This window comes from Phreatobacter sp. AB_2022a (genome assembly GCF_026847585.1).
In the GTDB taxonomy this organism is placed as follows: domain Bacteria; phylum Pseudomonadota; class Alphaproteobacteria; order Rhizobiales; family Phreatobacteraceae; genus Phreatobacter.
The window spans coordinates 43,249-56,400 of record NZ_JAPSET010000016.1 but is presented as its reverse complement, the minus strand read 5'-3'; the positions used below and the strand labels follow the sequence as shown (position 1 = coordinate 56,400).

General features: G+C 68.3%; 10 protein-coding genes. 6 read left to right on the top strand and 4 right to left on the bottom strand.

Annotated features, from left to right (window positions below; translation table 11 throughout):
• Positions 1-122: 122 nt before the first annotated feature.
• On the bottom strand, positions 123-1,568 hold the full coding sequence (locus tag OZ671_RS13650; RefSeq protein WP_268861255.1) for an aldehyde dehydrogenase family protein: 1,446 nt from the start codon (positions 1,566-1,568) through the stop codon (positions 123-125).
• Positions 1,569-1,908: 340 nt separating this feature from the next.
• Between OZ671_RS13650 and OZ671_RS13645 the strand changes: the two genes are divergently transcribed.
• Together OZ671_RS13645 and OZ671_RS13640 are read left to right on the top strand one after the other, a co-directional pair.
• Positions 1,909-2,685: a TIGR00730 family Rossman fold protein gene (locus OZ671_RS13645; protein WP_268861254.1), complete on the top strand. Its 777-nt coding sequence runs from the start codon at positions 1,909-1,911 to the stop codon at positions 2,683-2,685.
• 13 nt (positions 2,686-2,698) lie between these two features.
• Positions 2,699-4,297 carry an MBL fold metallo-hydrolase gene (locus tag OZ671_RS13640; RefSeq protein WP_268861253.1) on the top strand — a complete coding sequence of 533 codons (1,599 nt, stop codon included), beginning with the start codon at positions 2,699-2,701 and terminating at the stop codon, positions 4,295-4,297.
• A 12-nt stretch (positions 4,298-4,309) separates the two neighbouring features.
• Here OZ671_RS13640 and OZ671_RS13635 read toward each other — a convergent pair whose 3' ends face one another.
• Positions 4,310-5,008 carry a GntR family transcriptional regulator gene (locus OZ671_RS13635; protein ID WP_268861252.1) on the bottom strand — a complete coding sequence of 233 codons (699 nt, stop codon included), beginning with the start codon at positions 5,006-5,008 and terminating at the stop codon, positions 4,310-4,312.
• Between the two features lie 342 nt (positions 5,009-5,350).
• On the opposite strand from OZ671_RS13635, the gene kduI reads away from it, so the two are divergent.
• The 3 genes from kduI (at position 5,351) to OZ671_RS13620 (ending at position 8,062) form a co-directional block, all read left to right on the top strand.
• The gene (gene kduI, locus OZ671_RS13630) at positions 5,351-6,187 is read left to right on the top strand and encodes a 5-dehydro-4-deoxy-D-glucuronate isomerase (protein ID WP_268861251.1); all 837 of its coding nucleotides are present in this window, start codon (positions 5,351-5,353) and stop codon (positions 6,185-6,187) included.
• Positions 6,187-6,951 (top strand): 2-dehydro-3-deoxy-D-gluconate 5-dehydrogenase KduD, encoded by a 765-nt coding sequence (gene kduD / locus OZ671_RS13625; RefSeq protein ID WP_268861250.1) that lies wholly within the window; start codon positions 6,187-6,189, stop codon positions 6,949-6,951. The genes kduI and kduD overlap by 1 nt, the downstream gene beginning before the upstream one ends.
• A gap of 217 nt (positions 6,952-7,168) precedes the next feature.
• Positions 7,169-8,062 carry a PfkB family carbohydrate kinase gene (locus OZ671_RS13620; protein WP_268861249.1) on the top strand — a complete coding sequence of 298 codons (894 nt, stop codon included), beginning with the start codon at positions 7,169-7,171 and terminating at the stop codon, positions 8,060-8,062.
• 33 nt (positions 8,063-8,095) lie between these two features.
• Here the strand turns inward: OZ671_RS13620 and OZ671_RS13615 are convergent, their stop codons facing one another.
• The gene (locus tag OZ671_RS13615; protein WP_268861248.1) at positions 8,096-8,560 is read right to left on the bottom strand and encodes a hypothetical protein; all 465 of its coding nucleotides are present in this window, start codon (positions 8,558-8,560) and stop codon (positions 8,096-8,098) included.
• 186 nt (positions 8,561-8,746) lie between these two features.
• On the opposite strand from OZ671_RS13615, the gene OZ671_RS13610 reads away from it, so the two are divergent.
• Positions 8,747-9,847, top strand: coding sequence for a calcium:proton antiporter (locus tag OZ671_RS13610; protein WP_268861247.1), 1,101 nt, complete (start codon positions 8,747-8,749; stop codon positions 9,845-9,847).
• Positions 9,848-9,879: 32 nt separating this feature from the next.
• Here OZ671_RS13610 and OZ671_RS13605 read toward each other — a convergent pair whose 3' ends face one another.
• Positions 9,880-13,098, bottom strand: a complete 3,219-nt coding sequence (locus tag OZ671_RS13605) for an efflux RND transporter permease subunit (protein ID WP_268861246.1) — start codon at positions 13,096-13,098, stop codon at positions 9,880-9,882.
• Between the last annotated feature and the right edge of the window lie 54 nt (positions 13,099-13,152).

Sequence of the window (13,152 nt, the reverse complement as noted above, 5' to 3'; positions counted from 1 at the left end):
GAACGGCGCCGGAAGACGATCCCCATCCTCTCCGGTTCCGCCGGTCTCTCGCCATCGGCGATGCGATGGCAATGGCGACGCCCCGGGCGCCGATGCGAGGCCCGGGGCGGTAGAAAACCGGCTCAGGCCAGCGTGTAGCTGGTCTTGACGGTCGTGTAGAACTCGCGGGCATAGGCCCCCTGTTCGCGCGGACCGTAGCTCGATCCCTTCCGGCCGCCGAACGGCACATGATAGTCGACGCCGGCCGTCGGCAGATTGACCATCACCATGCCGGCATCCGAATTGCGCTTGAAATGCGTCGCATGCTTCAGCGAGGTGGTGCAGATGCCGGAGGCAAGGCCGAAATCGGTGTCATTGGCCACCGCCAGCGCCTCATCGTAGCTCTTCACGCGCAGGACCGCGGCAACCGGTCCGAAGATCTCCTCGCGGGCAATGCGCATGTCGTTCGAGACGCCGGTGAACAGGGCCGGCTGCAGATAGAAGCCCGGCGTATCGCGGTTCAGCCGCTCGCCGCCCCAGTGCAGCTTGGCGCCTTCGTCGCGGCCGATGGCGATGTATTTCTCGTCCTGGCCGAGCTGGCTCTCGTCGACCACCGGGCCGATATGGGTGCCGGCCTTGAGGGCGTCGTCCACCACGAGACCCTTCAGCCGCTCGGTCAGCGCATCGACGAAGCGGTCGTGAATGCCCTCGGTGACGATCAGCCGCGAGGAGGCGGTGCAGCGCTGGCCGGTGGAGAAATAGGAGCCGTTGGCGGCGCATTCGACGGCCACCGCGAGATCGGCATCGTCCAGCACGACGAGCGGGTTCTTGCCGCCCATTTCGAGCTGCACCTTCTTCATTGGCGTTGCCGCCACGCAGGCCGCCGCGACGCGCCGGCCGGTCGCGACCGAGCCGGTGAACGAAATGGCGGCGACGTCGGGATGTTCCAGCATGGCCTGGCCGACCACCGAGCCGCGGCCCATGACGAGGTTCAGCACGCCCTTCGGCAGACCGGCGCGGTTGAGGATGTCGACCAGCGCCCAGGCCGAACCGGGTACGAGGTCGGCCGGCTTGATCACCACGGTATTGCCATAGGCGAGCGCCGGGGCGAGCTTCCAGGCCGGAATGGCGATCGGGAAGTTCCAGGGCGTGATCAGGCCGACGACGCCGACCGGTTCACGCGTCACCTCGATGCCAACGCCGGGGCGGACCGAATTGACCAGCTCGCCGTTGAGCCTCACCGCTTCGCCGGCGAAGAAGGCGAGGATCTGGCCGGCGCGCGTGGCCTCGCCGATGCCCTCGGCCAGCGTCTTGCCTTCCTCGCGCGACAGCAGCCGCCCGAGCTCGTCCTTGCGCGCAAGCACCTCGTCCGAAGCCTTTTTCAGGACCTCGTAGCGCTCCTGCGGGGTCGACCGGCTCCAGGCCGGAAAGGCCGCCTTCGCGGCCGCGACCGCCGCCTTCAGGTCCTCGACCGACCCTTGTGCATACTCGCCGATCACATCGGCCGTGTTGGACGGGTTCAGATTGGGCGCGGCCTTTTCGGCGGCGACGAACTCGCCCGCGATGAAATTGCGAAATACGGTGGTCATGGCGTCGCCTCTCTTCAATTGGCACGCGCCGCGCCGGATCGGACGTTCCGGAGCCCGCCGGCCGCGGGACGGCCCGCGCAGAAAGCGGCGCGCGATGGGGCGGCATGGTTCGCATATTGCGGCCGGCGAAGCCAGTGCCGGCGGGACGCATGGCAGAGCCGCCGATTGACGGGAGCGAGACCGCGGCGCCACGGAAAAGTGATCCGTTTTGCAACCGGCGATATGGGCAGGATGGGCGTTTTCTCGTTTTTCATCAGCCGCTTGACGGATAGCCGGCTATGGCGGGTACCGGCGATCCGGGCTAGCATGGCGGCTCGATCGACCATCGAGACCGCATGACATGCATGATCCCGCCGCCAATGCCGACCAGCTCGCCTCGCCGTCCTATCGCCTGCCGGCGCTCGATCAGGACTTCCTGCTGGCCGAGCAGCAGCGCGGCGTCCGCTTCCTGCTCGAATACGAGAAGGCCGACCAGGTGCTCAGGCGCTGGGCCGTGCGCTCGACCATCGTCGTGTTCGGCAGCGCCCGCGTGCGCGAGGACGGGCCGGGCCGGCATGCCCATTGGTATGCCGCGGCGCGCGAATTCGGCCGGCTCGCTTCCGTCAATGGCGGGGCCCTGACCGCTCACGAAGGCGTTCGCGACAACGTCATCGCCACCGGCGGCGGCCCGGGCCTGATGGAGGCGGCCAACCGCGGCGCCGCCGATGCCGGCGCCCCCTCGATCGGCTTCAACATCCGCCTGCCGCACGAGCAGGAGCCGAACGCCTATTCGACGCCGGAACTGACGTTCCTGTTTCACTATTTCGCGATGCGCAAGATGCATCTGGCCATGCGCGCCAACGCGCTGATTGCGTTCCCCGGTGGTTTCGGGACCTTCGACGAGCTGTTCGAGGTGCTGGCCCTGATGCAGACCACCAAGATGCGCCTCATCCCGGTCGTGCTGTTCGACGAGGCCTATTGGCGCTCCGTCTTCAATTTCGAGGCGATCGTCGAAGCCGGCATGATCACGCGCGAGGAGCTCGGCCTGTTCCGTTATGCCGACACCCCCCAGGCCATCTGGGACCTCATCGCCGCGGCCGACGGCATCGCGCCGCAGCCCGATCAGAACCCTGCCTGAAGGAGCCGGTCCGATGTCGATCCGCCTGCATGTCCTGGGAGCCGCCCGGGTGGTGACCGGCTCGTCCTATCTGTTCGAGGCCCGCGGCCGGCGAATCATGGTCGACTGCGGCATGTTCCAGGGCACCAAGACGATCAAGGAGCTGAACTATCGCGCCTTTCCGTTCCGGCCCGGCGACGTCGACGCCGTGCTGCTGACCCATGCCCATATCGACCATTCCGGGCTCCTACCGAAGCTGACCAAGGCGGGCTATCGCGGGCCGATCCATGCCACCCGCGCGACCGTCGACCTCTGCTCGATCATGCTGCCGGATTCCGGGCATATCCAGGAAATGGAGGTCGAGCAGCTCAACCGCCGCCGCAGTCGCAAGGGCGAGCCCAGGGTCGAGCCGATCTATACCGCGGTCGACGCGGTGGCCTGCCTGCAGCAGTTCCGCGCCGTCGACTACGGCAAATGGCTGCCGCTCGGCGACGGCATCCGCGCGCGCTACTGGAATGCCGGCCACATTCTCGGCTCGGCCTCGATCGAGCTCGAATTCCCCGGCGAGACCGCGGAAGCAGCGCCCGTTCGGGTGCTGATGTCGGGCGACCTCGGCCCCGATGCCAAGCTGTTCCACCCCGATCCGGACGGACCGACCGATCTCGACCTCGTCGTCTGCGAAGCGACCTATGGCGATCGCGACCGGCCGGCGACCACGGTGGACAGCCGCCGCCACGTGCTCGCCGCCGAGGTGACGGCGGCGGCCCGGCGCGGCGGCCCGCTGCTGATCCCCTGCTTTGCGGTGGAGCGGACCCAGGAGATCCTCGCCGACCTGCTCGCCTCCATGGCCGCCGGCGAGGTGCCGGAAGCGCCGATCTTCGTGGACTCCCCGCTCGCCATCAAGGCGACCGAGATCTTCGAAACCCATGCCGGCGAGCTCGAGGACAATGCCGGCCTGGAACGGCTGACCAATTCGCCGCTGGTCCGGTTCACGGAATCGGCCGACCAGAGCCGGTCGCTCGAACGGCTGCGCGGCTTCCACATCATCATCGCAGCCAGCGGCATGGCCGATGCCGGCCGCATCCGGCATCACCTCACCAACCATCTCTGGCGGCCGTCGACGACCGTGCTGATGGTCGGCTATCAGGCCGAGGGAACCCTCGGCCGCCTGCTGCTCGACGGCGCCAGGTCCGTGCGCATCCGCGGCGAGGCCGTGAAGGTGCAGGCCACCATCCGCATGATCGACGCCTATTCGGGTCATGCCGACCGGACCGAAGTGCTCGACTGGCTCCTCGCCCGCAGGCCGGTGCGCGGCGGCGTCATGCTGGTTCACGCGGAGGAACGGGCGCTCGACGCTTTCGCGCCGGCGGTCGGCGAGGCCATCGTGGCTCCCGAGCGCGTGCTGGTCCCCCATCTCGACGACACGCTGGAGATCGGCGCCGGCTTCGCCCGGATCGTCACGCCGGCGGCGCCCCGGCGCATCGAGCCCGACCATGTCGCCGGCCTCGACTGGCACAACGACACCGCAGCCTTTCTTGCCGAGCTCCACGCCGCGCTCGACAAGGCGGCCGACGACCGGTCGCGCCGCATCATCCTGCGCCGGCTGCAGCGCGCCCTTGCCGGGGAAGGCTGACCCGCGGCGGCATCACTCGAACAGGTCGGCATAGCTGAGCTCGACCCCGGCCGCCGCCTTGAGGATCTCGTTCAGGTGGCGGCTCATCGCATCGACGGCGGTTGCGGCGTCGCCCGCCTCCACCGCATTCAGGATCGCGCGGTGCTGCGCGACGAGCGGCTCCATCGTGTCCGCGCCGTGCAGGGTCAGCGCGCAGATCCGGTCCATATGCGCCTTCTGCTCCTCGATGGCCGCCCAGGCCGCCCGGCAGCCTGCACCCTCGGCCAGGGTGACATGGAACAGCGTGTCGAGCCGCTGGAAGGCGCTATGGTCGCCGGCCTCCGCCGCCTTGGCCTGAGCCTCGATCAGCGCGCGCGCCCGGACGAGGTAATGGCCGTCGAACCGCTCGCAGGCGCGCCTGACGATGGCAACTTCCAGCGCCTCGCGAATGAAGCGCGCATCCAGCATGCGCTGGACCGACAGTTTCACCACCACCGTGCCGCGCTGCGGCTGGACGTCCAGCAGGCCGGCACGGGTCAATGCGATGAAGGCTTCGCGCACCGGTTGGCGCGAGACCCGAAAGCGCTCGCCAATCTCTGTTTCCGACAGGCGCTCGCCGGGCCTGATCGACAGATCGATGATCTGCGCGCGCAATTCGCGCTCCACCCGCGATGCCGCGCTTTCGGCGGCGCGGGTCGAAGCGGGCGGGGTAACGGCGCGTTCGAGCATCATCAGTCCCGGGCTTGAACTTCCATACAAGTGAATACTAGACTAGCAAACAAGGCCTTCGCCTGTCACTCGGCAAAGCGCGGGACCGCCGGATCGAAACGGCGAGGCGAGGCCGATCCGGGAGGACATGATGCTCTCGCGCCGGTTACCGCCATCGACCGCCACCGCTCCGGTGCAGCCCGTCACGGTCATCGGCCGGACCGCCACACGCAGGCGCCGGAATCTGCAGGAGCCGCGCACGGGCGACGCCAACGCGCCGCGGCCGCGCCGCCATGCCGGAGGACGTCCGGCCCGACGCCGATTCTTTTTCCCTGACCGTCACATCATCCGCATGGAGGGCAATCGATGACAATCGCCATTCGCCAGGCCAGCCACCCCGAAGCGGCCGCCGCCTTCGACACCGCGGCGCTGCGCCGGCATTTCCTCGTCGAAGACCTGTTCCAGCCCGGCCGGGTCGAGCTCGTCTATTGGCACACCGACCGCCTGGTGATCGGCGGAGCCACCCCGCTTCATGCCCCGCTCATGCTGCCGACGCCAAAGGCCATCGGCTCGGACACCTTTCTGGCCCGTCGCGAGCTCGGCATCTGCAATGTCGGCGGCGCCGGCCGTGTCATCTGCGAAGGCGAGCCGCACCGGCTCGAGCCGCGCGACATGCTCTATGTCGCCATGGGCACGCGCGAGGTCGCCTTCGAGAGCTTCGACGCGGAAAAGCCGGCTAAGTTCTATCTGCTGAGCACGCCGGCCCACGCCCGCCACAAGACCGTTCTGGTACGCGAGGAAGAGGCCAATGCGGTCGAGCTCGGCAGCCAGGAACAGGCCAATAGCCGCACCCTGCGCCAATATATCATTCCCGGCCGCGTCGCCTCCTGTCAGCTCGTCATGGGTCTGACGAGCCTGAAGCCCGGCAATGTCTGGAACACCATGCCGAGCCATGTCCATGACCGACGCTGCGAGGCCTATCTCTATTTCGATCTGGCTCCGGACGCGCGGGTGTTCCATCTGATGGGCGAGCCCGCCGAGACGCGCCATCTGGTCGTCGCCAACGAGCAGGCGATCCTCTCGCCCGGCTGGTCGATCCATTCCGGCTGCGGCACGGCCGCCTATTCCTTCATCTGGGCCATGGGCGGCGACAACCAGGATTTCGCCGACATGGACATGGTCGCCATGGCGGAGCTGCGCTGATGACCAATCCGGTCCATTTTTCGCTCGCCGGCCGCCGCGCCCTGGTGACGGGCGCCAATACCGGGCTCGGCCAGGCGATCGCCATCGCGCTCGCCGCCGCCGGCGCCGACATTGTCGGCGCCGGCCGCTCGGCCATGGCCGAAACCGAAACCGCGGTGACCGCGCTCGGCCGGCGCTTCCTTGCCGTCACGGCCGACCTCGCGCGGATGGAGGCCATCGAGCCGCTGGTCGAGGCGGCCTCCACCGAAGCCGGTCCGATCGACATCCTCGTCAACAATGCCGGCATCATCAGGCGCGCCGACGCGCTGGACTTCACCGAGGCCGACTGGGACGCGGTCATGAACGTCAACCTGAAGGCGGTGTTCTTCCTGTCCCAGGCGGTGGCGCGCCGCATGGTGGCCGAGAGACGCCGCGGCCGGATCATCAACATCGCCTCGATGCTGTCGTTCCAGGGCGGCATCCGCATCCCCTCCTACACGGCGTCGAAAAGCGGACTTGCCGGCCTCACCCGGCTGCTCGCCTGCGAATGGGCTGCCAGGGGCATCAATGTGAACGCGATCGCCCCCGGCTATTTCGTCACCAACAACACGGCCGCCCTGCGCGCCGATCCGGAGCGCAACGCCCAGATCCTGGCGCGCATTCCCGCCGGCAAATGGGGCGAGCCGAGCGAGCTCGGCGGCGCCGCCGTGTTCCTCGCTTCTGACGCCGCGAGCTATGTCCACGGCGCCGTGCTTCCGGTCGACGGCGGCTGGCTCGCCCGCTGACCTCGCCCCGGGTTCACGCCGCGGCAGGCCGGCATTGGACATCCGCCGGCAGCCCGGCGGCGACGCGGCCGTGGAACCCGGCTAATGCATCGACGGTTTCATTGCGATACGCGCGGGCGCCCCTGCGCCGAACGGAGCGGCGACCGGTTCGACCTTGGCCTCGCCATCCTTCTGCGCCACTGTCCGCCGCGCTTTCTGGCAGAGATCGAGAGACATCGTGGACGCGCTTTTCATCGGACAGACCTATATCGACGTGACGCTGATCGCCGACGCGATCCCGACCGGGGACGACAAGGCCGTCGCCCGCGACTATGCCGTGTCCTTCGGCGGCAATGCGGTGACCGCGGCCTTCGCGACCGCCAAGCTCGGCGTCGCGCCCGACCTGATGACCTCGCTCGCCAATGACTGGCTCGGGCGGATGTTCTCGGACATGGCGGTGCGCTACGGCGTCTTCGTCCATCCGCGCCCGGTCAGGCGCTCGTCGCTGTCCTTCGTCATTCCCAATGACGGCAAGCGCGCGATCCTGCGCGCCCGCGACGACGACTACCTGCACCCCTTCCCGACGCTCAACCTGCGCGGCTGCCGCATCCTGCATCTCGACGGCCATCAGGCCGACGCGGCGATCGCCTATGCCAAGGCCTGCCGCGAGGCGGGCATTCCAACCTCGCTCGACGGCGGCGGGCTGAGGGCCAACACCCGTGAGCTCCTCGAATTCATCGACTTCGCCGTCGTCGCCGAACGGTTGTGCGAGCAGATGGAGCTGACCCCGGCCGAAATGCTCGACTATCTCCATGCCCGCGGCTGCCGGATCGGCGCGGTGACGCTCGGCGAGCGCGGCCTCGTCTGGATCGACGACAAGGGTGCGAAGCACGACCTGCCGGCGCTGCCCGTTCCGGCCGAGCGGGTGATTGACACCAATGGCGCCGGCGACATCTTCCACGGCGCCTATGTCGCCTCCTACCTTGCCTATCCCGAGGCGAGCTGGGACGCGCATTTCCGCTTCGCGCGCGCCGCCTCGGCCCATTCGGTGCAGCGGCTCGGCAACGAGGCGAGCCTGCCGAGCCTTGCCGATATCGCGGCCGTCAGGGCCGAGTTCGAAACCGTCGCATGACGCTCGAGGCCGGGGTCGCAGGCGGCGCCGGCCTCAGCTGCCGGCATCGCGCTCGCAGCGCGTCTGCCAGAGGCTCGGCTTGCCGGTCGCCACCAGCGCGCCGTCGCGGATGGAATAATTGTCGGTGCCGACCTCGACATTGTCGATGACGCGTACCCGGCCGTCCTCGGCCTTCATCAGGGTGAACCGGCGCTGCTGCCGGCCGCGTGGCAGCTCGATGACGAATTCGAACAGGCCGCTCGGCAGGATCCGGGCCGAGACGACCTTCAATTCGTCCTGGCTGTCGCCGAAATCGCGCGGATGGACCAGCCGGCCATTGCGGACAGCATAGGTCAGGCTGCCGTTGCGCGCGCTGGCCGGCCCCGCGCAATCGAGCCGCCATGTACCGAGAACGTCCCAGGCGCGCGCGGCCGCCACATCGGCGGCCGGATCGGCCATCGCCGGCGCCGCCAGCAACATCAGCGCCGCCGCGCGTCCCCACAGTCCGGCCCATGCCATGGCGCCACCTTTCCATCCTGCGCCCCCAGCGCGCGAAGCTAACGCCTTCGTGTCCGCCGCGCCAGCCGCGGCGGAAAATCGTACCGCCAGGTGCCTTTCCACGCGACGGACGGGTTGAACGCTGGCCGCAACATCCGCACTGTGACGGCACCATCCTTCCCGTCACAAGCCATGAACAGGTTCCGCATGACCGCCGGCCGGCGCCCGAAATCCGTCACAACGCCTCTTCTCGCCGTCGCGGTCGCACTTGTCGGGCTCGTCGCCCCCGGCGCGATCGCCTCCGTGCCGGGCAGCGGCCTCATCTGGCCGCTCGTCGAATTCGCCGTTCTGGTCGCGGCCGTGTTCGCCGCCATCCACCATGCCGACGTCGTCGCCCACAGGACCGGCGAGCCCTACGGAACGCTGGTGCTGACGCTGGCGGTGACGATCATCGAGGTTGCCCTGATCGTCTCGATCATGCTGGCCGGCGAGGAAAGCCCGATGCTAGCGCGCGACACGGTGCTCGCCGTGGTCATGGTGGTGTGCAACGGCATCGTCGGCATCTGCATCATTCTCGGCGGCCTGCGCTACGGCGAACAGGGCTTCCGGCTGCCCGGCGCCAGCTCCTATCTGGTCGTGCTGATGCCGCTCGCCACCCTGACGATGATCCTGCCGAACTATACGACCAGCGTGCCGGGCCCCTTCTACAACCTGTCACAGCTCATCTATGCCGCCATCGCCACGCTCGTGCTCTACGGCGTGTTCCTTTATGTCCAGACCGTCCGGCACCGGGATTATTTCCTGTCCGATTCCGGCGTCTCGACACCGGACGAGAACGCCCATGTGCCCGGCAATCGCGAGGTCCTGGCCAGCGTCGTGCTGCTGATCCTGGCGCTGGTCGGCGTCGTCCTGCTGGCCAAGAACTTCGCCAATTCGGTCAAGCTCGCCGTCAATCTGATCGGCGCGCCGATCGGTGCGGTCGGCCTGCTGGTCGCGCTGCTGGTGCTGATGCCGGAAGGCATCGCCGCCGTGCGCGCGGCCAAGAACAACGAGCTGCAGAAGAGCCTGAACCTGGCGCTGGGCTCGTCGCTCGCCACGATCGGCCTGACCATTCCGGCGGTCTGTGCCGTGTCCATCGTGCTCAAGCAGCCGCTCGGCCTCGGCCTCGACAACCGCGACATGGTGGTGCTGCTGCTCACCTTCGCGGTCAGCCTCGTCACCTATGGCGGCGGCCGCACCAACATCCTGCCCGGCGTCGTCCACCTCGTGCTGTTCGCGACCTACGTGTTCCTGATCTTCGCGCCTTGACCGGCTTCCAGGTCCGTTGCCGCCCGCCGCCCTTATTCGGCGGCGAGCGGCAGAGCCGGCACCGCAGGCGCGGCGGCGGCCGGCTCGTCGGACCGGTGCGCCGGCTTGACGCGGAACCAGACGGCGTAGAGCGCCGGCAGGAACAGCAGCGTTAGGACCGTCGCCCCGAACAGGCCGCCGGCAATGGTGATCGCCATCGGCCCGAAGAACAGCGACCGCGCCAGCGGGATCATCGCCAGGATGGCGGCGAGCGCGGTCAGCACCACCGGCCGCGACCGGCGTACCGTCGCCTCGATGATGGCGTCGTGCAGCGAATAGCCGTTGGCCTGGTCCTCGTCGATCTGCTGCACCAGGATGACCGTGTTGCGCATGATCATGCCGGCAAGCGCGATCAGGCCGAGCAGCGCGACGAAGCCGAACGGCGCGCCGGTCAGGTTGAGCGCGAAGGAGGCGCCGATCAGGCCGAGCGGGGCGGTCGAGAACACCAGGAACAGCCGCGAGAACGACTGGAGCTGCAGCATCAGCACGCTGAGCATGGCGAGGAACATGACCGGGAACAGGATGAAGATCGAGCTGTTGGCCTTGGCCGATTCCTCGATGGCTCCGCCCTCCTCGATGCGCATGCCGGCCGGCAGCGAGGCGATGAGTTCGCCGAGCGCGGCCTTCACCTGGCCGCTGACCACCGGCGGCTGGATGCCGTCTCGCACGTCGGCCCGGACCGTCATGGTCAAGTCGCGGTTGCGTCGCCAGAGGATCGGATCCTCCTCGCGGAACTCGATCCGCGCCACCTGCGCGAGCGGCACCGGCACGCCGCCGCGGGCGATGATGGTGAGGTCGCCGATGCGGCTGAGATCGACCCGCTCCGGCGCGACCGCCCGGGCGACGATGTCGACCCGTTCGGTGCGGTCGCGCACGCTGGTGACGGTGACGCCCGAGAGCAGCGTCTGCAGCGTCTGCGCGACGTCCTGAACGTTGAGGCCGAGCGCCCGGGCACGGTCCTGGTCGACCACCAGCTTGACCGAGGGCGACTGCTCGTTCCAGTCGAGATGCGGGTCGCGGACATTGGCGTTGGCACGCATGACGTCGCGCACCTTGATGGCCATGTCGCGCACCGCTTGCGGCTCGGTGCCGATCACCCGGAACTGCACGGGGAAGCCGACCGGCGGACCGAAATTGAAGCGGTCGACGCGCACCCGCGCCTCCGACAGCTTGCCGGCCGCGACCTCCGCCTCGATCCGTGCCTTGATGCGTTCGCGGGCTTCGAGGTTCTTGGCGATGATCACGATCTGGGCGAAGGATTCGTCCGGCAGCTGCGGGTTGAGGCCGAGCCAGAAGCGCGGGCTGCCCTGGCCGACATAGGTCGTGTAGGTGGCGATGTCGGCATCGCCCTTCAGCATCTGCTCGGCCCGCTTCGCGGTTTCGAGCGAGGCGGTGATCGCGGTGCCCTGCGGCAGGCGCATTTCCAGGAACAGCTCGGGCCGTTCCGAGATCGGGAAGAACTGCTGCTGCACGCGGCCGAAGGCGACCACGGCGACCGCGAAGGTGACGAGCGTCGTCGCAACCACAAAGAACTTGTGGTCGACCGACCAGCCGACCAGCCGGCGCAAAACCTGATAGGTCGGCGTCTCGTAGATCGCATGCGGATCGGAATGGTCCGGCCGCGGCGGCAGCGGCTTGCCGCGCTTTTCCGCCCGCGCCACGGCGCGCTGATATTTGCGCTCCTCCAGCTTCTGGAAGTCCGGCAGCAGCTTGGCGCCGAGATAGGGCGTGAAGATCACCGCGACGAACCAGGAGACGATCAGCGACAGGCCGACCACCCAGAAGATGCCGCCGGCATATTCGCCGACCGCCGAATTGGCGAGCCCGACGGGCAGGAAGCCGATGGCGGTGACGAGCGTGCCGGTCAGCATGGGAAACGCCGTGGAGGTCCAGGCGAAGGCCGCCGCCGACAGGCGGTCCCAGCCCTGCTCCATCTTCACCACCATCATCTCGACCGCGATGATCGCATCGTCGACGAGCAGGCCGAGGGCGATGATCAGAGCGCCGAGCGAGATCCGGTGCAGGTCGACGCCGAGGGCGAACATGGCGATGAACACCACGACCAGCACGAGCGGCACCGACAGCGCGACGACGATGCCGGTGCGCCAGCCGAGCGACAGGAAGCTGACCAGCAGCACGATCGCCAGCGCCTCGATGAACGAGCGGGCGAATTCGGACACCGCGTGCTCGACCACCTGCGGCTGGTCGGCGATCTGGCCGAGCTCGACGCCGACAGGAATGTCGCGCCGGAACTCTTCGCGCGCCTGGGCGAGGTCGTGGCCGAGCGTGGTGATATTGGCACCCTTCTGCATGACGACGCCGACCAGCACCGCCGCCTGGCCCTCCTGGCGGACGAGATAGGTCGGCGGATCGACGAAGCCGCGCGTGATGGTCGCGATGTCGCCGAGCCGAAAGGTCCGGCCGTTGACGTCGACGGGCGTTGCGGCCACCGCCGCGACACCGTCGAGCGCACCGGTGACGCGCAGCGGCACGCGCGCCGAGCCGGTGTCGATGGTGCCGGCGGGCACCACGGCGTTCTGGCGCTGCAGGCTTTCGAAGATGGCCGAGGCCGGCACGCCGAGGGTCGCGAGCTTGGCATGGCTGAACTCGACGAAGATCCGCTCGTCCTGCGTACCGTAGAGATTGACCTTGGTGACGTTGGGCACGCGCAGGAGCCGGCTCTTGAAGCGCTCGGCGATGCGCTTCAGCTCGGCATAGTCGGCACCCTCGCCCGTCAGAGTGAACAGGACGGAATCGACGTCGCCATATTCGTCGTTGACATTGGGGCCGATCAGGCCGGCGGGCAGGTCGGCCCGCAGATCGTCGAGCTTCTTGCGCGTCTGGTAGAACAGGGTCGGCACGTCGCGCGCCGGCGTATTGTCGCGGAACACCAGCTGCATCGCCGTGAAGCCCGGCTTGGTATAGGTCTGGATGCGTTCGAACCAGGGCAGTTCCTGCAGCTTCTTCTCGATCCGTTCGGCCACCTGGTCCTGCATTTCGCGCGCCGTCGCGCCCGGCCAGATCGCCGTGATGACCGCCACCTTGATGGTGAAGGAGGGATCTTCCGCCCGGCCCAGCCGGAAGTAGGCGAACAGGCCGCCGGCAGTCAGCGCCAGGATCATGAACAGCACCAGAGCCGGGTGGGTCACCGCCCAGTACGACCAGTTGCCCTTGGTGAGTTCGGCATCGCGCACGCGATCGGCTGCGGACATGGGGGTCTCTCCCGCGAACTAAGGCTGCGGAGCTTCAAGGAACGATCGGCAACG

Coding starts and splice junctions, on each gene's coding strand:
- OZ671_RS13640 (WP_268861253.1), top strand. CDS start 2,699: ATGTCGATCCGCCTGCATGTCCTGGGAGCCGCCCGGGTGGTGACCGGC.
- OZ671_RS13650 (WP_268861255.1), bottom strand. CDS start 1,568: ATGACCACCGTATTTCGCAATTTCATCGCGGGCGAGTTCGTCGCCGCC.
- OZ671_RS13645 (WP_268861254.1), top strand. CDS start 1,909: ATGCATGATCCCGCCGCCAATGCCGACCAGCTCGCCTCGCCGTCCTAT.
- OZ671_RS13615 (WP_268861248.1), bottom strand. CDS start 8,560: ATGGCATGGGCCGGACTGTGGGGACGCGCGGCGGCGCTGATGTTGCTG.
- kduD (WP_268861250.1), top strand. CDS start 6,187: ATGACCAATCCGGTCCATTTTTCGCTCGCCGGCCGCCGCGCCCTGGTG.
- OZ671_RS13610 (WP_268861247.1), top strand. CDS start 8,747: ATGACCGCCGGCCGGCGCCCGAAATCCGTCACAACGCCTCTTCTCGCC.
- OZ671_RS13635 (WP_268861252.1), bottom strand. CDS start 5,008: ATGATGCTCGAACGCGCCGTTACCCCGCCCGCTTCGACCCGCGCCGCC.
- OZ671_RS13605 (WP_268861246.1), bottom strand. CDS start 13,098: ATGTCCGCAGCCGATCGCGTGCGCGATGCCGAACTCACCAAGGGCAAC.
- kduI (WP_268861251.1), top strand. CDS start 5,351: ATGACAATCGCCATTCGCCAGGCCAGCCACCCCGAAGCGGCCGCCGCC.